A 23,062-nucleotide genomic window follows, 5' to 3' on the forward strand; every position below is an offset into this window, starting at 1 on the left:
TCGGGCTGGAACTTTGGGGCTGCCTTGTCCCTAGGTCTTAACATCGGTTCCGTCCAGCCGCATTGCGATTCGCACCGGGATCGCCGACTCTCGTCCTTTCACCGGGGCGATTCGTGGCGACATATCTGGATACGCTCAATGCGGAGCAGCGCCGCGCCGTGGAGCATGGCGTCGCCGATGGTGCGACCGTGGGCGCCCCCCTGCTCGTCATCGCCGGCGCCGGCTCCGGCAAGACCAATACGCTGGCCCATCGCGTCGCGCATCTGATCGTCGCGGGCGCCGATCCGCGCCGCATCCTCTTGATGACGTTTTCCCGCCGCGCCGCGGCCGAGATGGCCGGCCGGGTCGAGCGCATTGCCCGAAAGGTGCTCGGCGAGAACAATGCCGCGATCATGCGCGACGCCTTGGCATGGGCCGGCACCTTCCACGGCATCGGCGCGCGGCTCTTGCGCGAATATGCCGAGCGGATCGGCGTCGATCCTGCCTTCACCATCCATGACCGCGAGGATTCCGCCGACCTGATGAATTTGGTCCGGCACGAGCGCGGGTTGTCGAAAACCGAGAGCCGCTTTCCGGCCAAGGGCACCTGCCTGTCGATCTACTCGCGCTGCGTCAATGCCGAGATGGAGATCGAGAAGGTGCTGGGCCAGCACTATCCCTGGTGCGCGGGCTGGGCAGCTGAGCTGAAGAGCCTGTTCGCGGCCTATGTCGAGGCCAAGCAGGCCCAGCACGTGCTCGATTACGATGACCTCCTGCTCTACTGGTCGCAGATGATGAGCGATGCGCTGATCGCCGAAGAGATCGGCGGCCGCTTCGACCACGTGCTGGTCGACGAATACCAGGACACCAACCGCCTGCAATCCTCGATCCTGCTGGCGCTGAAGCCGGATGGACGCGGTCTCACCGTCGTCGGCGACGATGCGCAGTCGATCTATTCGTTCCGCGCCGCCACCGTCCGCAACATCCTGGATTTTCCGCAAAGCTTTTCGCCCCGCGCGGAGATGATCACGCTCGACCGCAATTACCGCTCGACGCAAACCGTGCTGGCGGCGGCCAACGGCGTCATCGGCCTTGCCCGCGAGCGTTTCACAAAAAATCTCTGGACCGACCGCACCTCGTCGCAGAAGCCGCAGCTCGTCACCGTGCACGGCGAGGCTGATCAGGCCCGCTACATCGTCGAGGAGGTGCTAGCCAATCGCGAGCAAGGCGCGCTGCTCAAGCACCAGGCGGTGCTGTTCCGGACATCCTCGCATTCCGGTCCGCTGGAGATCGAGCTGACCCGCCGCAACATCCCCTTCGTCAAATTCGGCGGACTGAAATTTCTCGATGCTGCGCATGTCAAGGACGTGCTGGCGCTGCTGCGCTTTGCCGAGAATCCGCGCGATCGCGTCGCCGGTTTCCGCATCCTGCACCTGTTGCCGGGCATCGGCCCTGCCACCGCGCAGCGCGTGCTCGACCAGATGGCGGAGAGCACCGATCCGCTCGCCGCGCTCGGCCAGCTTGCGGTGCCGCCGCGCACCGGCGCTGACTGGACCGACTTCGTCCGCACGACCCAGAATTTGCGTTATTCGGAATGGCCGGCCGATCTCGAGCGCGTGCGTCTCTGGTACGAGCCGCATCTCGATCGCATCCACGAAGATTCCGAGACGCGCCGTGCCGATCTCATGCAGCTCGAGCAGATTGCGAGCGGCTATGCCTCGCGCGAAAAATTCCTGACCGAGCTCACGCTCGACCCGCCGGATGCGACCAGCGACAAATCCGGCCCGCCTCTGCGCGATGAGGACTATCTGATCCTCTCCACCATCCATTCCGCCAAGGGCCAGGAGTGGAAGTCCGTGTTCGTGCTCAACGTCGTCGACGGCTGCATGCCGTCCGATCTCGGTGCCGGCACCAGCGCCGAGCTCGAGGAGGAGCGCCGCCTGCTCTATGTGGCGATGACCCGCGCCAAGGACGATTTGCATCTCGTCGTGCCGCAGCGCTTCTTCATCCACGGCCAGCAAGCCAAGGGCGACCGCCACGTCTACGCCTCGCGCACCCGCTTCATCCCGGAGCAGCTGGTCTATCTGTTCGAGCGCACCGCCTGGCCGAAGGCCGCCGCCGGCGCGGCTCGCACCGCCGCGCAGGGGCCGAAGGTCGACATCGGCGCGCGGATGCGGGGGATGTGGCGGTAGGCCCGAAGGCCTGACGCCACGCTCAGAAATTGTAGTTCAGCCCGGCCCGGACGAGATCGATCGTGGCCGTGGAACGCGCGTTGAGAAAGCTCGGCGCGAACGGCGCGCCGGCATAGACGCTGCCGACGATTGGGTAGCTGCTGCTGCCGAGATCGACGTGGAGATACTCGACCTTCAGGCTGAGGTTCTGCGTGAAGCGCTTTTCGCCTCCGATGCCGGCGGCCCAGCCGGTCGCGATGCGGGTCGAGTTGCCGGCGAAGCACGAACTTAATCCGTAGAACGGACCGCAGGCGAAGGCATAGCCGAAATTGCCGATCGAGTTCGACACGCCCGGCGGCAGCGACACGCTGGCCGATTCACTGACGCGGCCATACGCGAAGCCGCCGGTGGCGAAGATCAGGAAATCCGGCGCGGCCAAAAATCCGATACGGCCGCGGACCGTGCCGAACCAGTCGATGTTCCGGCTGACGTCGAACGTCGCGGGCTGCAGCCCAAAAAGCATGAGCGGTGTCGACGCGCTGGATTTGAGGCTCGCCGCAGCGATATCGGCCTCTACGCCGACCACACCGCGCGCGGCGAACTGCCAGTCATAGCCGATCTGGCTGCCGCCGAGCCCGCCGTCGGCGTTGAGAGAGGCGGAGACCGGCGGAACGACAGGCTGACCGAACGACAGGCTCTGCGTAAGCGGATCTCCGGGAAGCGCCGTGACGCCGCCCCTTGCCCAGCCATAGCCGCCGTTGAGGCCGACATGGAATCCCGTCCAGTTGATCTCGCCGGCGTCTGCGGAAACGCATCCGCCGAGAACCAACAGCGCCGCCGCAAGGGCCTTCTTCATACCGCGTCCTCGTTGATGTCGCATCAGCCCGCGCGCTGGCGCGCGCGGCCAGTCCCGGGAGTCGAGCCAATCCTAGAGGATGCCGCGCCATGGTCTCGGCGCTCCGTGCAACCGGCACTGCAATCCCCGCAACGGCGCGAAAATGTTTCCCGTGTTGCGGGCACAGCACACGGACTCCGGCGCCGCGCCTGGTTCGGCGTGACGTCGGTTCGAACCGGGTTCGCGAGGCGAGCGACAAAGGCTACGGATTTTGGCGGGGCTCGATCAGTTTGACGACCAGACGCGCGACGCGTTTCCTGTTCGACACCGACGTTCTGCCGCCGGAGGACAGGCTCGCCGTCTGGATCGAGGATCTCGGGGACCAAGCCATGCGGCTCGAGATCGAGTGCGGCGACGTCCGGACCGATGAGCTGCGCGGGGACGGCAATGGTAAGTTCGCGTTCAGCTGGGTCGGGCAATCCGGCTATCGCATCCTTGGCGAAGCCGGGACGATGCCACGCGACGCGAGCCCCGGCATCCTGCTGCTCTACGGCCCCAAGGGCTCGTCCGTGATCGAGGACCGTGCCCGGCTCACCAACATCCGGCTGGACGGCGCGCTGGTCCGCACCAGGTTGCCCGACATCGACGCGCGGCTGCTCCGTCAATTGCCCGCGGACAGCATCGCGCTTCGCCTGCTCCAGGCCTATGTCGACGCACTCGTCGCAAGCGGCGTTCCCACCGATCGCGGACTCGCCTACGGCATCAACGAGCATATCGTCGATCTGATAGCGGCCTCCCTGCGGCCGGGTGACGACGATCTCGCGCGTGCCGCAGGCGGCGCGATTGCGGTGACGCGCCTTGCCGCGGCGAAGACGGATATCCGCGCCCACCTCGCCGATCCAGCTCTGTCGGCAAGACAGGTCGCACAGCGACTGGACCTGTCCGAACGATCGATCTATCTGCTGTTTGAACGCAGCGGCCTGAGCTTCGCGTCCTTTGTCACGGACGAACGGCTCAAGCGCGCCACCGCGATGTTGCTCGATCCCGGACGATGCCAGCAACGGATCGGCGACATCGCGCTCGCCGCCGGCTTCGGCGACATCTCGACCTTCAACCGGAGCTTCCGCCGCCGCTATGGGCGAACGCCGTCGAGCCTGCGCCGGCCCGGGGTCGATCGTGCGGGTTCACCCGGGACGGATTGAAAAATCGGAAACCGTGCATTTCCGAAAGCCGCCTTGTGACACCGCGGCCATCCATTAAGTCTCGCCCATCTTCCCACAGAGACCTGATCGATGACCGCACCGCTCGAATTCGGACTGGATACCTTTGGCGACGTCACCAGGGATGCCTCCGGCGCCATGCTTGCCCATGCGCAGGTGATCCGCAACGTCGTCGACGAGGCGGTGCTGGCAGACGAACTCGGCCTCGATTTCATCGGCCTTGGCGAGCACCACCGCGCCGACTTCGCGATCTCCTCGCCCGAGACCGTGCTCGCTGCGATCGCGTCGCGCACCAAGCGTATTCATCTCGGCTCGGCCGTGACGGTGCTGAGCTCGGACGATCCCATCCGCGTGTTCCAGCGCTTTGCGACGCTGGATGCGCTCTCCGACGGACGCGCCGAGGTGATCCTCGGCCGCGGCTCGTTCACAGAATCCTTTCCGCTGTTCGGCTTCGATCTGCGCGCCTATGAGGCGCTGTTCGAGGAGAAGCTCGATCTGTTCACAGCGCTGCTGTCACAGAAGCGGGTGACATGGGAAGGCAAGCTGCGTCCACCGCTGAAGGACCAGCTGGTCTATCCGCCGGTCGAGAACGGCACGCTGAAGACATGGATCGGCGTCGGCGGCAGTCCGCAATCGGTGGTGCGTGCCGCGCATTACGACCTGCCCCTGATGCTCGCGATCATCGGCGGCGATCCCGCGCGCTTTGCGCCCTTCACCGATCTCTATCACCGCGCGTTCAAAGAATTCGGTCGCCCGGCAAAACCGATCGGCGTGCACTCGCCCGGCTATGTCGCCGACACCGACGAACAGGCGCGCGAAGAACTGTGGCCCGACTACAAGACGATGCGCGACCGCATCGGCAAGGAGCGCGGCTGGCCGCCGATGGGCCGCGACGAGTTCGTCAGCGAAGCCGAGCACGGCTCGCTCTATGTCGGCTCGCCGGAGACGGTTGCAAGAAAGATCGCCAAGACGGCGAAGGCGCTCGGCATTTCGCGGTTTCAGCTGAAGTATTCGGCAGGGCCGCTGCCGCACGAGAAGCTGATGAAAAGCATCGAGCTTTATGGGCGGAAGGTGGTCCCGATGGTCGGGGAGATGATTGGATAAGCGGTTGGCGACAGCCCATCTACGCCCTTCGGGCTATGGCGTGGCAGCCTTCGCCAGCTTCGCGTGATGGTCATCTTGGCTGGCTTGCCGAGCCGTAGCTCGCGAAGCGAGCGAAGGCTGGTGGGGGAGGCAGGACTCGAACCTGCGAAGCCATAAGGCGGCTGATTTACAGTCAGCTCCCTTTGCCACTCGGGACACTCCCCCGCTCGACGGCAGCACAATCGGGCCGGACCTTGCCGGCGACCGAAGACGGCCATGGAACGTGAAGGCCGCGACAGCCCGGATGGGGGCGCGACCGGGCGCGGTTATCGGCGAAGCGGTGGGGTAAAGTCAACCGAGGCGAACAGCTAAAATCGTCCCCTTGGACGCCCAAATTGCCATATTCCGGGACCCGTGACACAAGCGAGCCCATGAAGGATCGAAAATTCACCTCGAGGGGCCCCCGCGGCGGGTCTAAGCCCTTCAACAGGCCCGGAAAATCGGCCGGCCGGCCGGTCTGGCGCGACCGCGATTCGCAACCCGACGGGCCCGTTATCCTCTATGGCTGGCACACCGTCACCATGGCGCTCGCCAACCCCCAGCGGCAGATCCGCAAGCTGACGCTGACCGAGAACGCCGCAAGGCGTCTGGCGGACGAGAACATCGAAACCCGCATCGCACCTGAGATCGTCCGGCCCCAGGAGATCGACCGGCTGCTGTCGCCCGATGCCGTACACCAGGGGCTGCTCGCCGAGGCCGATCCCCTGCCGTCGCCTGATATCGAGGATTTGGAGCAGGACGGCATGGTGCTGGTGCTCGACCAGATCACCGATCCCCACAATGTCGGCGCGATCCTCCGCTCCGCCGCCGCTTTCGCGGTGAAGGCGATCGTCACCACCGCGCGCCACAGTCCGGAAGCGACCGGCGTGCTGGCCAAGGCCGCCTCCGGCGCGCTGGAGCTGGTGCCGATGGTCACGGTGCAGAACCTCGCGCGCGCGCTGACCGCGTTGAACGAGAACGGCTTCCTGACCGTTGGGCTGGACAGCGAGGGCAGTGAGGATCTGTCAAACGTTACGCTGCGCGAGCCGCTCGCGCTGGTGCTCGGCGCTGAGGGCAAGGGTCTGCGGCAATTGACGCGCGAGACCTGCAGGGTCGTGGCGCGGCTCGACATGCCCGGCGAGATCAAGAGCCTCAACGTGTCGAACGCGGCTGTGCTCTCGCTCTATGTCGGCGCGAGCCGGCTTGGGTTGATGAAACGTTAGACTGCGGCGGCAACGCGGCTGCGCTCCCTCGCCCCGTTTCTACGGGACAGTCTTGCACTGAAAAAACAAAACGCCCGTCCGCATCATGCGAACGGGCGTTCCGAACCGATCAGGCGATCAGTAGTAGCGGCGAAGAACGCGGTGGCCGCCGTAATAGTACGGCGCGGGCGCGCGGCGTTGGGCGTAGCCATAACGCGGGCCGTAGCCGTAGTTGACGCGCGGCAGATAGCCGTGGCGCGGACTATAGCCGTAGCGATACGGGCGATAATACGGGCGGCGATAGGGATAGGCGGCGGGCGCTTCGACGGCGGCAGCGCGATAACCATAGCCATAATTGGCGGGCGCAACGACCGCGTCCTCACGATAAGTCGGATACGGCGCGAAGGCACCCGGGCCGGTATAGGTCGGGCCCTGGTTGACGTAATAATACTGCGTGGTCGGTTCGGCGAGACGCTCATAGGCGCCATAGCCGTACCCATAGCCGCCGCAGCCGGTGTTGCAGCCGGAATAGACCGGCGCAACCGGCTGGCACGGGTTGAAGCCGCAAGCCGCGGCGGGCGCGGCCGCGACGAACATCACGGCAGCCGCCGCGACCAGTCCCGAAATCATCTGACGCACTACTCTCTCCTGTTGATTTTCGTGTTTTGGATTTTGACGTTTCTTAACCCGGCGGCTTGCCGGGCACCTCTGCATGCGGTCGCGGCCGAGGACGCCGCGGGTGGTCGTTGATCTCAGGCGCAAGGATCACCGGCGGCGGATCGACGGGCACGTCCATCTGCGCCGGCAGCGGCGCGGACGACGCCCCCCAGCTCTGGTGATAGCTCTCGGCCGGCTTCGGCAATTTGCGGCTCGCGGGCGGCTCGACCTCGAGCCGGCCGTAGCCGGGCTGCAAGCCCATGCTCGGATAATAATGGCCGACATCGTCAGGCTGGCGCTCGGGGATGTAACGCCCGCCATAGATCGTCGGCTGCACTTGGACGTTCTTGCCCAGGCCCCAGACACCCTCGACGACGCTGTAGGACGCGTCGATGTTGTTGATGATGATGGGCACGCCGGGACGGCCGGGAACGACGATATCGAAGCCGCCGCCGGCAAGCGCCGTCGCGGGCAGTCCGATCAGAAAGGCAGCTAGCGCCAGGGCGCGCATGGAAAGGATCCCGGTTATCCAGTCCACAACCTATCCGATCGTCGGGCCGAGTGGGTTAAGGCATGCCGGCAAAATTCCGGTAAGACTAACGCGCAGGGATCGGAAAGGACTTAAATGCAAGCGGGCGCGCTATCGAAGCGTTAACGCGCCCACGGCGCGGCTAACGCCTCGACGGACGGGTTGCATGGCACAAAATGCACATCCCTTACGGGTTCACGCCGATGTGACCACACTTGCGCTAAATTGCGGAACGACTTGTCGACAACCGCACTTAGCAACGGTCTAACCACATGGAGAGAATGCCATGACGAGTCTGAAACTGATCGGCGCGGCCGCGATCGCTGCGACCGCGTTGGCAAGCCCCGCACTTGGTCAAGCGGCCTTCTCGAATCCCGCCGCTTGCCAATCCATGTTCCCCAGCGCGAATTGCCAGAATGTGGGACGAGGCAGTCCCTACGCCACCAGCCGTCAGGAACGACAATATCGGCGAACAGCCTACCGCGACCAGAACCGCTACAATGACGTCAACAGAGCGAACAACGGCTTCGGGCCGGTGGCTACTGCGGGCGCGGTTGCGGGCGCCGCCGTCGGCACCGCGGCAGCGGTTGCCTCGGCGCCGTTCCGCAGTTGGGACAACTCGTACGCCTATGACAATTCCGGCGACTACGGCAGCTACAACCGCGGCGAACAAGGTTGGTATGGCAATTGGGATACCTACGCGGCTCGCAACGGCATCGTTTGCCGGCCCGGCACCTGGGTCAAGGGCGCCGACGGCCGCCAGCACATCTGCCAATAAGGCGCCACAAGTAGAGCGAGACAGAACAGGCGGTCCTCGGGCCGCCTGTTTCGCGCCCTCGCAACTCGCGCAGGTTCTGGCACTTTCCAACCAAGTCTGATATTGGGACGCGCGGGCGCGGACAGCCCCGGCGCATGCCGGCCCCTGGCCCGCCTTCCAGCGTCGCCGGCTTAGCTCAGCGGTAGAGCAGCGGTTTTGTAAACCGAAGGTCGGGGGTTCAATCCCCTCAGCCGGCACCATGAATCGGCCTGAGTACCAGCGTGCGTTTCTTTCGCCGCTCGGCAAAATCGGCACGAACGGCAACGGCAGCATCGCGAGATGCGTAAAAACAGGATCCGTTGTTCGGCAAGCAGTTCTCCCGGTTGAATTAAATTAGGAGAACCTCAGATGACGCAAATTACAGCACTTGTGGCTCCGTCGGTTGCGGCTCCAAACGGCCTTGGAATTGGCGTCAACATCGCTCCCTTTTGGAGAGCTCCTCTGTTGCCCAGCCGACGCCGGCGGCATGAGTTTGCCGCTGTCTCAGATAGGCTCGAAGGCCGCATGAAGGCAGGTTAGAGGGGCGCGACCGTCGGCGAACCCGCAAGCGCCGAGTGCAATGGCAACGAGCGCCACATCAGCAGCAGTCCTCAACATTCTCAACCGTATTTGCGCGCAACGACAATAAACCGATCCTGCTCTAGCTTCAGGCGGCCGAGCAGATCACCTGGAGCGTTGATGGGCACGGGGACGCCGACGTAACGGCGATCCGCGATCGCCACGATCGGGGCCGTTTCAGGCAGGGCAAATGCCTGCTTCCGATCGGCCGGCACGAAGACCAGCACGCTCATATCGGAACGTGGCCTGATCATCTCGGTGCGCCGGCGAGCCCACGCATTGGTCTCGAAGTCGTAGAGACCGCAATATCGCAGGGCGCGTACCAGCCAGTCGGCACCCGGTCGTTCGCCTCGCTCTGGCGGAATGTAGACCGTAGCGCCCTCAAGCTCTGGAGGAACACTGGTAAACCAGAGGTCCTTCCGCGTCTGTCCAAACCGTTTCAGATCCTGGCCGAGGACGCCAATCCGGCTCCAGTCGATCCGGCCGAGATTCGGCACGAGATACGAAACTTGCCTCGTGATGGAACGATAGTTGGCAGCTTGTGCGAAGATAAGCTCGCGCGCCCGCGTGGGCACGACGTGGCCGGTGCCATCGTCCTTCACCAGTAGCTGCCCGAATGCGTTCTGGATCTGTTGCTGGTTACCGGTCTGGTAGGGCGTCATGATCTGCCGGCTCTCCCGGAAATACCCGGCGTAGCCCGCGTCCGTCAGGGCCGAAATCTCAGCCTGCGCGGCGCCGCGGGCGAGCAACACCGCGACACATACGGCAGCAGCCGAACGGGCAGTTCGCCCGCCCCTCTGCCAGATCATCGCGATCATCATCCCGCAAAGGGCCAGCACCAGCGGCTCGGTAAATATCGCGTCCTGATTGATGATCATGCGATCGAACCAGAGAATAGAAGTCACGACAAGAAGGCCGATGACCGCCAGAGCGCCGAGCGCGCGAACGGTCGCCAGGCGCGGCGACCAGAATGTCAAAACCGCGAACAAGATGAGCGGTGGCAGCAGCAGGGCCGGCGAGCTGCTGACTTGCTCCCAAAATGCGCCATATCCCGGCGAAAGGTTCGGGTCGATCACGCCGAGGAAGCACACCTTCGCGAGCGCCGCAACGAACCGGATGCCGCTCCACGGGCTCGCCATGACAAACCAGAGCGCCAGAAACGACAGCGTGAACCCCAGTGCCATCAGATTGGCGAAGGAGAAAAAGCGATAGAGCACAGACCCTGTCGGCACACATCGTCCCGCAATCCCCGGCGCGGCGATCGCGACAAGTCCGGCCCCGCAAAGCAGGAAGTTCTGGAACGAAACCCGAGTGTGGATGTACGTCGAGGGCATTGGCAGCAAAGACAGAAGCAGCAGAAAAATATAAATTCCCACCGCAGTCAGCGACACGGACCGGTTGAAGTGCCGCGAGACATCGAAAGCCGAAGCAAAGGCCTGATCGCGCCGGACCATCATGAACAGCACAAGAGCGGGCGCGAGAGCTATCGTGGGGACGATCGTCACCTTTGACGTGAAGGCGAAACCGGCGGCAACGCCGGCAGCCATCGCCAGCGCAGTTGCCGCGCGGCCTCGCTGCATCACAGCCGACGCCGCCAATGCGGTCGCCGCAGCTGCGTAGAACAGTGCAAAACTGTCGGTCCTGAAGATCAGGGTATGGAAGGCGAGCGCCCGCGAGGCCGCAATGCATAGAAAGACCGGCACGATCATCCAAGGACCCGTTCCGACCGCCCAGCAGGCCGACACCGCCAACAGAAGGGAACTGGCGATGGCAAGGTACGGCAGATGCGCGCGCAGGAAGTCGATCAACTCTGCTGTGCCGAGCAGCGGATTGGCCCACGTCTCGACCCCATGGAAGTCGCGCAGATGCAGGAGGCCGAAAGCATAGCCGACCCGGTGCGTGAGTGTGAGCAGCACATACATGCCCGCGGTCGGATGCGTGATGTGGTCCGGTGGCACGCCGCCCCTGATCAACAGGACGTCGAGCGCCGTCAGCTGATCCATGTCGTCGAGCGCGTAGTACGGGTAACGATCGACGTTGTGCTGAAAGATCGCCAAGCCGATGAACGCCACGAAAGCGATGGCCACCCACGGCAGCCATTTGCCGTGCAGAATCGAATGTTCTCGCCCCATGCAACCATTAGTTTGCTGGCGGGGGCGGCTGTCAACTCACAATAAGAATGAATCGGCGGCAGCACTTATGCAACCAGACGGCCACGCCCCACGATTTCGATTGCCCGGCGTTTTGTTCCGCCGGGAGTTTGCGTGGCCCCATGCCTCCGAAGCGCGACGGCCGGCTGTGTCTCGCCGTGCATCCTTTGAGACTCGCTGTGCAGCGCCAAAGCACTGCACAGCTCGCACCTCAGAGCGCAACGGGGTGACAGCTTACGACGGCGATGCAAGGATGCGGAGCATTGTCGCATCGCGCCTCCATACCTCGCCCTCACTCCTCCCCCACCTCGAACGCCAGCAGCACGTTGCCGGCGACGCCGTTCCACTGGCCGTAGCCGGAATTGGTGTAGAGCATGCCGCCTACGATGACCGGTCCGGGACCATCGATCGCCCCGCCATGGGCGGGGACGCCGTTGACGGCCTTGTAATCCTGCGCGGTGTCGAACTCCCAGAGCAGTTTGCCGTCGGTGCCGTAGGCGCGCAGGAAGCCGCTGACGCTGCCTGAGAACACGACACCGCGGATCAGGCTCACCGCCGCCGAAAGCGCAGGGCTGCATTGGAGACGATCGCCACAAGCGACCGGAGGCACCTCCATCACAACTATCCCGCTGGCGAGATCGAGGCCGAACAGGCCGCCTCCTTGCGTGGAATCGAGCTGCCGCGTGCCGTCGCGCCTGAAGCGCACGTCGGAGTTCGCGACATAGATGCGGTCCTGGTCGGCGGCCGAACCCCATTCGCTGCCGCCGAGCGCACCGCCCTTCCCGATCCGCGTCTGCCACAGGATCTTGCCGCCATCGTCGGGATCGAACGCGTGCACGACGCCGGATTTCTGCGCGATGGCAAGAACGCGCCTGCCGTCGCGCAAGGTCACCAGGATCGGCGACTGACCGAAATCGTGATCGGGTCCGTGATCCTCGGGACAATTGGTCTTGTCCGCGCTGTAGCACGCCACGACGTACGCGTCCTTCGGCGTGGCCTGCTGTCTCCAGAGCAATTTTCCCGCCGCAAGACCGAACGCGAGAATCGCGTCACTCGTCGCGGACGGTGGATTCGAATAGGAATTGCTGGTCGCGACATAGATCGCGCTGCGCTTCACATCGATCGTCGGCGCCGACCAGATCGCGGCACCGGACGGGCCGAAGAGCTGCGTACCCCTGGCGTTCCTGCCGGTCGGATGCGGCACTTCGGGGATCGTATAGGCTTGCCACACCGGCTTGCCGGTCGCCGCCTCGAGCGCCACCACGCTGCCGCGGAAGGTGCAGCATTCGTAACTGGCTTGCGAGCCAGAGGCTTCCTCGAGCGAGGACACCGGCACGTAGAGAACGCCGGAATGCAGCACCGGCGCGCCGGTGATCCGTGCGCCCGCATGCTCCTCGACCTTGGTCTTCCAGATCAGCGCGCCGGTCAGCGCGTTCACGGCATAGGCGTTGGCACGCAAATCACCGAAGAAGATCGCGAACTGATCGGAGCCGGGAAGCTGTGCAAAGCTGATCGCGGCGCGCACGGCGGCGTCGGTCGCGAGGGTCCACAGCGTGCAGCCGGTTCGCGCATCGAGCGCGTGCACCTTGCGGTCGGCGCCGCCGATGAACAAAAGGCCGCCCATGACCGTCGGCGGCGCAAAGGATACCGAGGCGCCGGGAAACGCGTACGCCCATCTCAGCCGCAGGTGCGGTACCTGCGCCGCGGTCAGGCCCGCCATGTCGGCCGGCTGGAAGCGGCTGTTGTTGAGGTCCACGCCCCACCCGTTCCAGCTTGGACCGTCGAGCGGTTGCGGAAAGCCGCTGATCTGCTGCGTGCAGCGGCCTTCCGCGTCGGCTGCAACGCCGCCAGTCGCGGCCTTGCCGGTAACGAAAGAAGCAATGGCGCGACGTTCGCCGTCGCTGCGCTGTTTCGCCATCGCCGCCATGCTGCCGGAGGTCAGCGTCCCCAGCACGTGATCGAACGACATCGCCTGCATGGCACCGCGCCCGGGCGCGCGGCTCTGGGCGTCGCCGCCATCGTGGCACTGCGCGCAGTGCTTTGCGTAGAGCGCGGCGCCATCCTGCTGCGCCAGGGCCGGCGCGGAGCACCAGATCAACAGGGCGGCCAAGACAGCACTTGCTCTCATGGTGGGCTCCGGCATGATCACCGCGACACGAGATCGCTTCACACAACTCGAAGTCTATCGCCGGGGCGATCACTGAAGCAATGGAAGTTGGGCCCGCACCTGTCATACATCCGTGGCAAAGCGCACACGATCGGGCAGTTCATCCAGCCGCCACAGCCCGAGGCTCTTGTCGCGCCAGCCGCCGTCGCCCTCCTCGCAACGCTCGTTGATCAGCGCACGCGGCAAGGGCCAGTTGAATGGCGCCCTCTCCATGTTCAGCGCGCGCCAGTCGCCATCCTCGCAATCGTGATTTGGATTCCATTCGGGAAATGTCGTCACCAGCAGGAACCGCGCGCCGCTGTCGGCAAAGCGGGAGGCGGCGCGGGCGATGTTGTCGAAGCTCAAATGAACCAGGCAGTCCCGGCACAGAATGACGTCCGCGCGCGGCAGCGCATCGCGCGTGACGTCGGCCAGGAGAAACCGGCCGGACAACTCGCCGCCGTCCACACGCCGGCGATTGGCTTCGATCAGCGACGGCACAATGTCGATGCCGGTGTAGTCGAGATCGAGCTTGAGGCGGCCGATCCAGCCGGCATCGCCGCAGGGTGCATCGAGCAGCGAGCGTGCGCCGAGCCGTTGCAGCAGGGGAGGAAGTTCCTCCCGGATCGCGGTCGTCGCAGGGTTTTCCGAGCCGAGGCCCGAGACCGAGGTGGCCGCACCCCAAAGGTTGGTCTGCTCGATCCGCTCGAACCGCGCGGCGAGATCGAGGTCCGCAAAGTTCTCGCGATCGGCGACGAACCGCTCATGGGCGAGCACGGGTGGGCGATTGGCAATCATCGGATGAGGCTCAAATCAGGATTCCGCCGCAGGCTCACTATACAGGCGAGGCGTTGCGTCCGAAATCGCCAGTCTCTTCCCTCAAGCCGGCTTCTGCCATTCCATGATGTGGAAGAAGGGCACGCGACGATAACGCGCATTCCTGTCGGGGTCGCCGCCATCAGGCTCCGGCTCGACAAACAGGCGCAATTGGAGACCGTGGTCGAGCAACAGCGTCATGTAGGTGCTCAGCGGACGATGCCAGTTCTGAATCCGGATCCCGCGCCAGTCGAGCCAAGTCGGCCGCTCGTCCATGTAGTGATCGATCGAGAAGCGCGAGACGCCCTCATGGTCACGCGTCCAGCCGTCGGGCGGGCCCGCGGTGTTGAAGCTGGTCAGGTTGGCGATCAGGAGCGTGCCGGCCGGCCGCAACGCTGCCACCATCTTCGCGATCGCCGCGCCGAGATCGGGCATGTCGATCAAGCTGAGATAGCTGACGACCAGATCGAACGGCGTTTCGACCTCCATTGTCTCAGCCCGGCCGAGCCGGTAGTCGCCATGCGGGTCCAGCTCCCTGGCGCGCGCCAGCAGGGCTCCGGTCGGATCGAGGCCGGTCGTGCGGATGCCGGCGCGCTGCATGATGCGGCAGAAGCGCCCCTCCCCGCAGCCGACGTCGAGCGCATCGCGAAAGCCGCGCCCTTCGATCCGCGCCCGCATCGGCGCGTCCAGCACGAAGCGGCGGCCATAGTCGCCGTCTTCCCCCTGCTCGGTGATCCAGGCGGCCGCGGACGCGGCCCAGCCGTCGCTGACGTCCTCGTTCATGGGTTGACCTTCGGGAATGGATGCTAGCCGCGCGCATCGCGCGCACCGTTACTGACCACAGATTGGATCGGAGCTCAACATGAGGTAGCTTCCGCATCCGATGCGCCCGACCACCGTCAAAGAGAAGGCCAGGATCGCCGCCGGCGCAGCGACGGCCGTCGTCATGACGGCCGTGCTGTTGGTACTCGCGCTCGGTTTCCTGCTGGCGTGATAGATGGCGCGACGGGCGAATGCCGTCGCGCCAACTTACGCCGCCCGCACGGTCCGCAAGAATTTTCCGACTTCGTCCTTCAGCCGATGCTGTCGGTCGCCAGCATCTTGGCGGTCGAGAGCACCTGCGAGGACGCCGAGCCCGTCTGCGCCGCGCTGCAACCCGCGCGAGCGATAGCGCTCACCTCGGCGATGCCTCCGTGCCCGCCTCGGACCGGCCTTGGGCCCGCGCCAATTCTTCGACGAACGCGATCACCTCCGCCCGCTTGTCGGGCGGCAGCGACAGGAACGCGCGGATGAGCCTCAGGCCCTGCGCTTCGTCCGATCGGTCTGTTTTGGCGTCCATCCCCCACTGTCGGGCGGGCGGGAAAAATATGCAATCCCCACCGAACACCTTCTTGATTCGGCCGGCCAGCTTTGCTGGAATGGCGCCGAGAGAGGTGGACCATGAAGTGGATCAGGGAGCGCGACGCACTGATCGCGCAGACAATGGCCTTCGTCCAATCGGTAACCGGCAAAAAGGATGACTTCCATCCGCCGGAGATCCCGACGGCTGCACCGGACGTGCCGGTGGGGACCGTCACAGTTGAGACGATCGAGACGCGGCAGGTCGTCCCGCCGCCTTCGCCGCTAGTGATCCCGCCAGCACGGACAAGTGGCGATTTCCGCTCCGAGATGCAGGCCCGCATCGCCAATTTCCGCAAGCATCAGGAGCGGTTCGAACGCGAACGGGAGAAATATTGCGCGGCCACCCTGACCAAATTGCGGGCCGCGATCCGCGACGCCTCCCCGCGTCCGCCGGCGCAAAAGTGAGGCGGCTACCGCCTCACAGCCAATACCAGACCAGGTAGAGATTGGCGGCACTGGCGCCGAACAGTGCCAGCGCCAGCGGCAGGAGCATATGCCCGCAGGAGGTTTTGAGGTCGGTCGTCATGGCCGGAAACATCCGCTGATTCCGCCGAACGAGTCCCAGGGATTCTTTTTTTGGGGATTCAGGACTCGTTAAGGACTCAGGCCACGCCTCCTGATCACGGTCCCGTGATCGACCATCCGCCCGGAACCCCTCGCCACGTGAAGCCGTTAACGCGCTTTCCGGGAGCGGGAAGAATGCCCTACGCCCTGTTCTGCAACGACGCCCAAATCAGCAAGGCCTATCCCAGCGATGCCGACGTCTGGAAGCTCGCACAGCGGAGCGGCCTCGTCGTGGATGTCAGCACCGACGACGAGCGCCACGGGCCGCGCCGGATCCTGGACAATGACTACGAGATCAGGCCCTGCCGGGCAGCCCAAGGCGAGGACCCCGCCAGGAACAAGGCCGAGGCCGAACAGCAGTCGAGGATGGAGCTTGCGCTGAATTCTTGAGGCTCGGCCGGAAGCTCAAGGTATCTCTCTGGAAGATATCTCAGGGGGTCGCGGTCGCCAGCGAGGCCTGCTCGCCCGCCAGCACCACGCAGGCCTTCCGGCGGTGCAGCCCGCGGATCGCACCTGTTACCTTCAGCACCTTGCCGGATGGGCAGGAGGCGTCCTTGACGAAGGCCACCTCATAGGGTGCCAGCATCAGAGGCTCGGATTTGAGGATTGTCTGTGCAGCGCACGGCAGCGAGATGAAGCACGAGAGCACTACTGCCGACACCAAGATACGCATGTCCGTCGTCCCACCTGCCCGGTCATTCTCATATAACGCGTTCCGGAGCGCCAGTTCCGTAAGCCGCAAAAATTATTTTTGCTTTACGCCAGTCCCATGACGCGCGTGAGAAGGCGCGCGCCGAACCGTTTGCTTGCAAATGACGCGCCAGATGGTTCACACAAAGCAAACAACAGGCTGGCAAACGCGGACCCGGCAAACGAAAGGCCGGTGTGAGCCGGCCTTTGTCACATCATGGTCGCTGTCGGGCGTCAGTAGCGCGGGGCTGCCGGACCGTCCCAGCCGAAGCGGTAGTTCACACCGACTTTGACGGTATGTTCGTCCTCCCGGCCCCGTACGCCGACGATGTCGGCCGGACCGGAGGTGAAGGTCGTGCTGCCAAAGTTGTAGTACTGGTACTCGGCCTTGGCCGACCAGTTCGGTGCGAACATGTATTCGAGGCCGGCACCGACCGTATAGCCGTCCTTGTTGTTGCCGGTGGTGGTGAAGGCCTGCGGCACGCCGGCGATATTGACGCCGAGCCCGTTGTTGCGCCAGGCGTAGCCGCCCTTGGCGTAGAGCAGGGCCGGTCCCCAGGTGTAGCCGATGCGGCCGGTCACCGACCCCAACTGGTCGGTGTTGGACGTCACCTGCGTACCCAGCGGGAACGTCACACCGTTGTTGTTGGTGGGGAGCCAGGAGTACTGGGCCTCGATACCCACCACCCAGTTGGGTGCGAACTGATAGTCGAAGCCGCCCTGCACGCCGCCCAGGAAGCGGGCGTCGCTGGACTGGAAGCCGCTGTCGCCAGCAAAGGCGCCGCCGACGTGGCCGCCGATGTAGAAGCCGGTCCAGTTGTAGATCACCTGCGGCGGCGTATAGGCCGGAGCCTTGGTGTAGGTACGCGGCTGCATGTCGGCCGCAGCGGCCGGCGCAGCCAGGGCAAGCAGAGCGACGGCGCCCAGCAAAATCGTCTTCATGGCCATCCCCGTTCTTTCACTTACGACACTCAGCAAACAACGTGGCGTGAATTGGGTTGCTTCGCGGCGATGCCGGAACGTTGATTGTTCGTTACAGTGACGGGGCGGCAACAACGCGATTTTGTTCCGTCACGTCTGCTTGCGCCGACAGATTTTGTCGTTTGCACAAAGCCTGCCGTAACGATTGTCGCAAGGTAAAACCGCCCGTTCAAAGCTCGCCAAAATGTGATCCCGCGGCTCCGGCAGCTTCTGTCTACCACCGGGCGATGAAGGCGGGCTTTGTGTTACCGCGTCATCTTTTCCAGTTCCGGAAAGGGTACGTAAACCGCGCCGGCGCAAAGCTCGTTGGCGCGATCGACGACGCGGTCCGCCCTCCCGTTGACGTAGACAACGGCCCGCTCGCGCATAGCCTTGTAGCCGCCGTCGGTCTCGCGGGGCGTGAAGCGCAGGCAGCTGACATAGAACCGCCGGCCGCCGAGCTCACGCAGCACTGGCTCGGCCATGCTGGCCTCGCGCACGCCGACCGGATTGTTCAGATAGGTGCGCATCAGGGCCAGCGTGTCGCTGCGGAAATTGTCGGGAAACGGCTGCGGACCTCCGGCCTGGGTCCCTTCCATCAATGTTGGACGGTCACCATCGCTGCCGAAACATGCCGCGAGCGCCAACGGCAATGCCAGGATCACCCAACGTTTCGCCAATCGTCCCACAGGTCACGCTCTCCGCTCGATCAGACTCGGAGATGTTCTAGCCCCAAGGTTGCACGAAGGGAATTCGCTTGCGGCATGGCGCACCGGCCCATCGCCGACACATCGGGCTTTCGCACAAGGCCTGACGAACGGGCCGGGCCTGAATTCCGCGCGCGGCGGCGGGGCAATGCAGGAATGCCGCCGCGCGGGATCAGTCGTTTAGCTGCGCTTGTCGGTGGTCGCCGGCTTGGTCACGTCCGGCTGCGCCTTCAGCGACTTCCTGGCCGACAGATGCTTGTGGTGGCGATGCGTGCGCACGGTCTTGTGCTCGTCGGGCGTGACCGCGGCGTTGGCGTTCATCGCCTTCGCCTTGGTATTCACCTTGGCGTCCGACTTGACGTCGGTGGCCTTGGTGTCGGCCTTCACGGCAGCGTCCGGCTTGGCGGCGGTGGTCGACGCCTTGGTCTGGCTCTGGTCCGCCTTGATCACCGGCGCGGTCGTAATGGTCTTGCCGGCCTCGGCCGCGAAGGCCGGGGCTGCAATCACGGAAGCTGCGAGCAAGGCTGCGGAAATGGTCTTCAACATGGTTGGTCTCCTCTGGAAAGGATCTCGAGGCGGCGCCCTCTCGCCAACTCTTCGATCGTAGGTGGGAGTCTAGGGCGCGCACACTGAACCCAGTCTGAAGCCCGTTGCAGGCTCCCGTTCATCTCGATGACAAGCTTGTCATCTGCGGAAGGGCGAATAGGCCGGACCAGCCGGGAATGTTTTTACCCGCCGGGTGTTCCGGTCTTCGGGCAATCGTGTAGGATCGCCACGTTCCATACGGGAGAAGATAGATGCGCAAATTTTCCATGCTTCTGGTGCCGGGACTTGTCTCGATGGCGCTGGCCGCCGGACCGGTGCTGACCAGCGCCTATGCCGCGGGCAGCGACGAGCCCTCGCCGCCGAAATCGGACACCTCGACCAAGAAAGAAAAGAAGAAGAAGAGCTCTTCTGTCAGCGATCCCAAATTCCTCGCGGCCTATCGCACCGCCTACACCACGATCTACGACGGTCACGACTACGCGAGCGCAATCGACCAGCTGAAGACGCTCAAGCGCGACGACATCGCCGACGTCGCCAATTTGATCGGCTACTCCTATCGCAAGCTCGGCGATTACCAGGCGTCGAAAGTTTATTACGAGCTGGCACTGAAGGACGATCCGAACCACGTCCGCACCTGGCAGTATTACGGCCTCTGGCAGCTCGAGCAGGGCAACCGCGAACAGGCGCAATATCACCTCAACAAGATCGCCTCGCTCGCCGGCACCGGCAGCTCCGAGTATCGCTCGCTTGCCGCCGCGCTCGACAAGCCGACCGGTGCGACGCTCGTCTACTGAGACATCGCATCTTCGAACGAAACGAACGGGCACAACCGCGGGGTTGTGCCCGTTCTGCTTTCGCGGTTAGCTTCTCGCATCAAATCTTCCCCTCACAAATTGGTGCGCAATGGACAATTGGCTGCGATCCGCGATCGACTACATCGGCTCCTGGATCGAATTCCAACAGACGACAATCCAGCAGCCGGGCGTCCTTGTCGCATTCGTCCATCGCGGCGAGGTCGTCGCCGAGCATGCGTTCGGTCTTGCCAATCTCGACGCCGGTGAAAAACTCACCCCGCGCCACCGCTTCCGCATCGCCTCGCATTCGAAGAGCTTTACCTCCGCCGGCATCATGAAGCTGCGGGAGCAGCGCAAGCTCCGGCTCGACGACCTCATCGGCCAATATGTCGGCGGCCTGCATCCGCGCGTCGCCGAGACGACGATTGCGCAGGTGCTCTCGCACAGCGCGGGGCTGACGCGCGACGGCGTCGATTCCGGCCAGTTCATCGACAGCCGGCCCTATCTCAACGCCAAGGAGCTGCTCGCGGAGCTGAAACTGCCGACCGCGATCGAGCCCGGCACACGATTCAAATATTCCAACCACGGTTTTGGCCTGATCGGCCTCATCATCGAAGCCGTGACGAAAGAGCCTTATCAGGCCTGGATCAAGCGCGAGATCATCGAGCCGGCGGGTTTGCGCGAGACCGAGCCGAACACGCCGCTTCTCAAGGGCGCGCCGTTCGCGCGCGGCCACACCCGCAAGCTGCCGCTGGGCGAGCGATGCGTGATCCCCGGCGACAATCCCGCTTACGCGATGGCATCGGCCGCGGGCTTCGTCGCCACCGCTGCCGACACGGCGCGCTTCTTCGCGCAGCTTGCGCCGAACGCCAAGAAGAGCGTGCTGTCGGTCGCGAGCCGCCGCGAGATGACGCGACACCATTGGCGCATCCCGCAAAGCTTCGAGGGGTATTACGGCCTCGGCGTCAACGCCGGCAAGACCGACGGCTGGGACTGGTTCGGCCACGGCGGCGGCTTTCAGGGTTACATCTCGCGGACCTGTTCCATCCCTTCTTGCGAGCTCGCGATCAGCATCCTCAGCAATTCCATCGATGGCGCGGCGCCGTTCTGGATGGATGGCGCGATGCAGATCCTGCGCGTGTTCAGGACTCGCGGCGCGCCTGACCGCCGCGTGCGCGACTGGACCGGCCGCTGGTGGACGATCTGGGGCGCGAGCGATCTTGTGCCGGTCGGCAATCGCGTACTCGTCGCCAATCCGCAGTTCAACAATCCGTTCATGGATGCCGCCGAGATCGAGGTCACCGGCCGCGACACCGGCAAGCTCGCCTGGGCTGCAGGCTACTCCAGCCACGGCGAGCCGGTGCGCCGTGTCCGCGACAAGCGCGGCAAGGTCAGCGACATCTGGATCGCCGGCGCCAACATCAAGCCTGCGAACATCGTGGCACGCGAGATCGCGCGTCGGTATCCGCCACGCAAGCGGCGGCCTACTCCCGCATAAGAGCCTCGACCTCGCTCCGCAATGCTTGCCGAGAGCTGTCGCGCGAGTAAAACATGTGGCCGCCGGGATAGACGACGAACTTCACACGCGACGTCGCAAAGGCCGGCAGCTGATCGAGCACCCGCTTCGAGCCGAAATAGGGCGTGGCGAGATCGAACAGTCCGTGTGCGACCAGCACGTTCAGTTTCGCGTCGGTGGCGAGGATCTGGCGCAGCTCCGACACCGACTGCGGCGGGTTGATGCCCCGACCGAAATCCCAGTGGCCTTCGACGGCGCCGTTCAGGACCTCGTAGGAGCCATCGGGCCGCCAGTTGAGCTTGCGCGTCAGGACATCGACCGCGGCGCTCGTCAGCGGCGCCTGGAGCGCATCGCCTGAGGGATCACCGAACCGCGAGCTGCTCGAATCCGGATAGGGATCGAAGCCGCGCACCGACGCGTCGTAGCGCCCCGTCACCTTGCCGTTCTTGCGGTCGAACTCGCGACGGAATTCACCGACATCGAAGCGGCCGGCAAGCCTGCGGCTCACGGCCTGATCGATGCCGGTGAGTTCGGCGACCTTGTCGGCAAGTCGATTGGTCGCCTCCTTGTCCGCCTCGCCCTTGACGAGGTCAGCCAGAAACTCGCCGCGCGCGTAAGCCTCGACGTCGGCGAGATCGGCGCGCTTGACCGCTCCCTTGACTTCGCGCGCCACCGCGACATAGCTCGGCAGCGTCGCAACATATTGCAGGAGGCTGGTGCCGGTGAATTCGCGGAAGTCCAGCAGCGGCGACACCAGGATCAGCCCTCTGACGCCGACGCCATGCTGGAGCTGCAACTGGCGCACGACTTTCGGCCCGCGAATGCCGCCATAGCTCTCGCCTGCGACATATTTCGGCGAAGTCAACCGGTCGTGCTTCTCCAGCCAGCGGCGGGCCACGAGTGCAATCGAATTGACGTCGCCGTCGACGGAGTAGAAGGACTTGCGCGCGTCCTCGCCGCTTGCAACGAAGCGGCTGTAGCCGGTGCTGACGGGATCAATGAAGACGAGGTCGGTGAAGTCGAGCCAGGTCTCCGCGTTCGGCTTCACCTCGGGCGAGGCGGACGGCGACAAGGCTTCGCCATCGAGCGGCAGCCGCCACGGACCCGCAGCGCCAAACTGAAGCCATGCCGAGGACGCTCCGGGCCCGCCGTTGAACAGGAACGTGACCGGACGGGTGGCGCGGTCTGCAACGTCGAGCTCATAGGACGTATAGGCGATGTCGGCCAGCGGCTCGCCCTTGCCGTCGAACACGCGGACCGAACCCGCAGTCGCGGTGAAGTTGAGGGCACGGCCCGGCAGATCGAGCGCCTGCTTCGTGGTCGAATCCGACGGGAGACGGTGCGGCTCGGCAGCGGACGATGAAGTCTGTGACGCGCCTGGCGCGTTGCCGCCGCGCCCCCCCTTCTGTCCGGCTGGTGCCGTCGTCTCGGCGCGCGGCTGCGGCGGATCGTCCGCGCGCGCAAATCCCGCGAGCGCGAAAGTCGATACCGCCAGCACCAGGGTCGCACGGCGGAGCGCCGGCAAACGCATGACCATGATCGTTCTCCTTGTCCGGCTGTGCGAGCCGGCGCGTCTCGAAAGACTAGCGAGAAATTGCGACGGTTTGGGGGATTACCGGCCCAGCGGCGCCTGAAGAAGCCGGGCGGGCACAAATCGACCCGGTTTCTGTCCTGAATGCGAG

The 23,062-nt window shown here is 64.6% G+C and carries 22 protein-coding genes and 2 tRNA genes; 10 read left to right on the forward strand and 14 right to left on the reverse strand.

Going from position 1 to position 23,062, the window contains the following annotated elements; all coding sequences use genetic code 11:
- Positions 1–113 precede the first annotated feature (113 nt).
- Positions 114–2,171 carry an ATP-dependent helicase gene (locus IVA80_RS25760; RefSeq protein ID WP_247437008.1) on the forward strand — a complete coding sequence of 686 codons (2,058 nt, stop codon included), beginning with the start codon at positions 114–116 and terminating at the stop codon, positions 2,169–2,171.
- Positions 2,172–2,193: 22 nt separating this feature from the next.
- Here the strand turns inward: IVA80_RS25760 and IVA80_RS25765 are convergent, their stop codons facing one another.
- Complete coding sequence (locus IVA80_RS25765) at positions 2,194–3,006, reverse strand: outer membrane beta-barrel protein (RefSeq protein WP_247437010.1); 813 nt, start codon at positions 3,004–3,006, stop codon at positions 2,194–2,196.
- A gap of 269 nt (positions 3,007–3,275) precedes the next feature.
- On the opposite strand from IVA80_RS25765, the gene IVA80_RS25770 reads away from it, so the two are divergent.
- Both IVA80_RS25770 and IVA80_RS25775 read left to right on the forward strand, forming a co-directional pair.
- Entirely contained in the window at positions 3,276–4,187 is a 912-nt protein-coding gene (locus IVA80_RS25770) for an AraC family transcriptional regulator (RefSeq protein WP_276007833.1), read from the forward strand.
- Between the two features lie 90 nt (positions 4,188–4,277).
- Entirely contained in the window at positions 4,278–5,309 is a 1,032-nt protein-coding gene (locus tag IVA80_RS25775; RefSeq protein WP_247437012.1) for an LLM class flavin-dependent oxidoreductase, read from the forward strand.
- 118 nt (positions 5,310–5,427) lie between these two features.
- On the opposite strand, the gene IVA80_RS25780 is transcribed toward IVA80_RS25775, so the two are convergent.
- Positions 5,428–5,513 (reverse strand) — tRNA-Tyr (locus IVA80_RS25780).
- A 206-nt stretch (positions 5,514–5,719) separates the two neighbouring features.
- Between IVA80_RS25780 and rlmB the strand changes: the two genes are divergently transcribed.
- Positions 5,720–6,550: a 23S rRNA (guanosine(2251)-2'-O)-methyltransferase RlmB gene (gene rlmB / locus IVA80_RS25785; protein ID WP_247437014.1), complete on the forward strand. Its 831-nt coding sequence runs from the start codon at positions 5,720–5,722 to the stop codon at positions 6,548–6,550.
- 117 nt (positions 6,551–6,667) lie between these two features.
- Here rlmB and IVA80_RS25790 read toward each other — a convergent pair whose 3' ends face one another.
- Together IVA80_RS25790 and IVA80_RS25795 are read right to left on the reverse strand one after the other, a co-directional pair.
- Positions 6,668–7,168, reverse strand: coding sequence for a hypothetical protein (locus tag IVA80_RS25790; protein ID WP_247437016.1), 501 nt, complete (start codon positions 7,166–7,168; stop codon positions 6,668–6,670).
- A gap of 43 nt (positions 7,169–7,211) precedes the next feature.
- Positions 7,212–7,697, reverse strand: a complete 486-nt coding sequence (locus IVA80_RS25795) for a hypothetical protein (protein WP_247437019.1) — start codon at positions 7,695–7,697, stop codon at positions 7,212–7,214.
- 304 nt (positions 7,698–8,001) lie between these two features.
- On the opposite strand from IVA80_RS25795, the gene IVA80_RS25800 reads away from it, so the two are divergent.
- The gene (locus IVA80_RS25800) at positions 8,002–8,493 is read left to right on the forward strand and encodes a hypothetical protein (RefSeq protein WP_247437020.1); all 492 of its coding nucleotides are present in this window, start codon (positions 8,002–8,004) and stop codon (positions 8,491–8,493) included.
- A 164-nt stretch (positions 8,494–8,657) separates the two neighbouring features.
- Positions 8,658–8,732 (forward strand) — tRNA-Thr (locus IVA80_RS25805).
- A 399-nt stretch (positions 8,733–9,131) separates the two neighbouring features.
- Here the strand turns inward: IVA80_RS25805 and IVA80_RS25810 are convergent.
- The 5 genes from IVA80_RS25810 to IVA80_RS25830 form a co-directional block, all read right to left on the reverse strand.
- Complete coding sequence (locus IVA80_RS25810; protein WP_247437022.1) at positions 9,132–11,177, reverse strand: hypothetical protein; 2,046 nt, start codon at positions 11,175–11,177, stop codon at positions 9,132–9,134.
- 355 nt (positions 11,178–11,532) lie between these two features.
- Entirely contained in the window at positions 11,533–13,368 is a 1,836-nt protein-coding gene (locus tag IVA80_RS25815; protein ID WP_247437025.1) for a PQQ-binding-like beta-propeller repeat protein, read from the reverse strand.
- A 102-nt stretch (positions 13,369–13,470) separates the two neighbouring features.
- Positions 13,471–14,184: a class I SAM-dependent methyltransferase gene (locus IVA80_RS25820; protein WP_247437026.1), complete on the reverse strand. Its 714-nt coding sequence runs from the start codon at positions 14,182–14,184 to the stop codon at positions 13,471–13,473.
- Positions 14,185–14,265: 81 nt separating this feature from the next.
- Positions 14,266–14,985: a class I SAM-dependent methyltransferase gene (locus IVA80_RS25825; RefSeq protein WP_247437028.1), complete on the reverse strand. Its 720-nt coding sequence runs from the start codon at positions 14,983–14,985 to the stop codon at positions 14,266–14,268.
- 391 nt (positions 14,986–15,376) lie between these two features.
- Positions 15,377–15,541 carry a hypothetical protein gene (locus IVA80_RS25830; RefSeq protein ID WP_247437030.1) on the reverse strand — a complete coding sequence of 55 codons (165 nt, stop codon included), beginning with the start codon at positions 15,539–15,541 and terminating at the stop codon, positions 15,377–15,379.
- Positions 15,542–15,642: 101 nt separating this feature from the next.
- Between IVA80_RS25830 and IVA80_RS25835 the strand changes: the two genes are divergently transcribed.
- Both IVA80_RS25835 and IVA80_RS25840 read left to right on the forward strand, forming a co-directional pair.
- Positions 15,643–16,008: a hypothetical protein gene (locus tag IVA80_RS25835; protein ID WP_247437031.1), complete on the forward strand. Its 366-nt coding sequence runs from the start codon at positions 15,643–15,645 to the stop codon at positions 16,006–16,008.
- 294 nt (positions 16,009–16,302) lie between these two features.
- Positions 16,303–16,557 carry a hypothetical protein gene (locus IVA80_RS25840; RefSeq protein ID WP_247437034.1) on the forward strand — a complete coding sequence of 85 codons (255 nt, stop codon included), beginning with the start codon at positions 16,303–16,305 and terminating at the stop codon, positions 16,555–16,557.
- 40 nt (positions 16,558–16,597) lie between these two features.
- Here IVA80_RS25840 and IVA80_RS25845 read toward each other — a convergent pair whose 3' ends face one another.
- The 4 genes from IVA80_RS25845 to IVA80_RS25860 form a co-directional block, all read right to left on the reverse strand.
- A complete protein-coding gene (locus IVA80_RS25845; protein ID WP_247437036.1) occupies positions 16,598–16,840 on the reverse strand; it encodes a DUF6719 family protein in 243 nt (80 codons plus the stop codon).
- Positions 16,841–17,091: 251 nt separating this feature from the next.
- On the reverse strand, positions 17,092–17,799 hold the full coding sequence (locus IVA80_RS25850; protein WP_247437038.1) for an outer membrane protein: 708 nt from the start codon (positions 17,797–17,799) through the stop codon (positions 17,092–17,094).
- Between the two features lie 284 nt (positions 17,800–18,083).
- Entirely contained in the window at positions 18,084–18,479 is a 396-nt protein-coding gene (locus IVA80_RS25855; protein WP_247437099.1) for a hypothetical protein, read from the reverse strand.
- Between the two features lie 225 nt (positions 18,480–18,704).
- Positions 18,705–19,070, reverse strand: a complete 366-nt coding sequence (locus IVA80_RS25860) for a hypothetical protein (RefSeq protein ID WP_247437040.1) — start codon at positions 19,068–19,070, stop codon at positions 18,705–18,707.
- 251 nt (positions 19,071–19,321) lie between these two features.
- Here IVA80_RS25860 and IVA80_RS25865 point away from each other — a divergent pair, with 251 nt between their 5' ends.
- Both IVA80_RS25865 and IVA80_RS25870 read left to right on the forward strand, forming a co-directional pair.
- Complete coding sequence (locus tag IVA80_RS25865; RefSeq protein ID WP_247437042.1) at positions 19,322–19,864, forward strand: tetratricopeptide repeat protein; 543 nt, start codon at positions 19,322–19,324, stop codon at positions 19,862–19,864.
- 109 nt (positions 19,865–19,973) lie between these two features.
- Positions 19,974–21,362 (forward strand): serine hydrolase domain-containing protein, encoded by a 1,389-nt coding sequence (locus tag IVA80_RS25870; protein ID WP_247437044.1) that lies wholly within the window; start codon positions 19,974–19,976, stop codon positions 21,360–21,362.
- Here IVA80_RS25870 and IVA80_RS25875 read toward each other — a convergent pair.
- Positions 21,349–22,917, reverse strand: coding sequence for a peptidase S10 (locus IVA80_RS25875; RefSeq protein ID WP_247437045.1), 1,569 nt, complete (start codon positions 22,915–22,917; stop codon positions 21,349–21,351). The two genes, IVA80_RS25870 and IVA80_RS25875, sit on opposite strands and share 14 nt — an antisense overlap.
- Positions 22,918–23,062 lie beyond the last annotated feature (145 nt).

This window comes from Bradyrhizobium sp. 139 (assembly GCF_023074175.1).
Classification (GTDB): Bacteria; Pseudomonadota; Alphaproteobacteria; order Rhizobiales; family Xanthobacteraceae; genus Bradyrhizobium.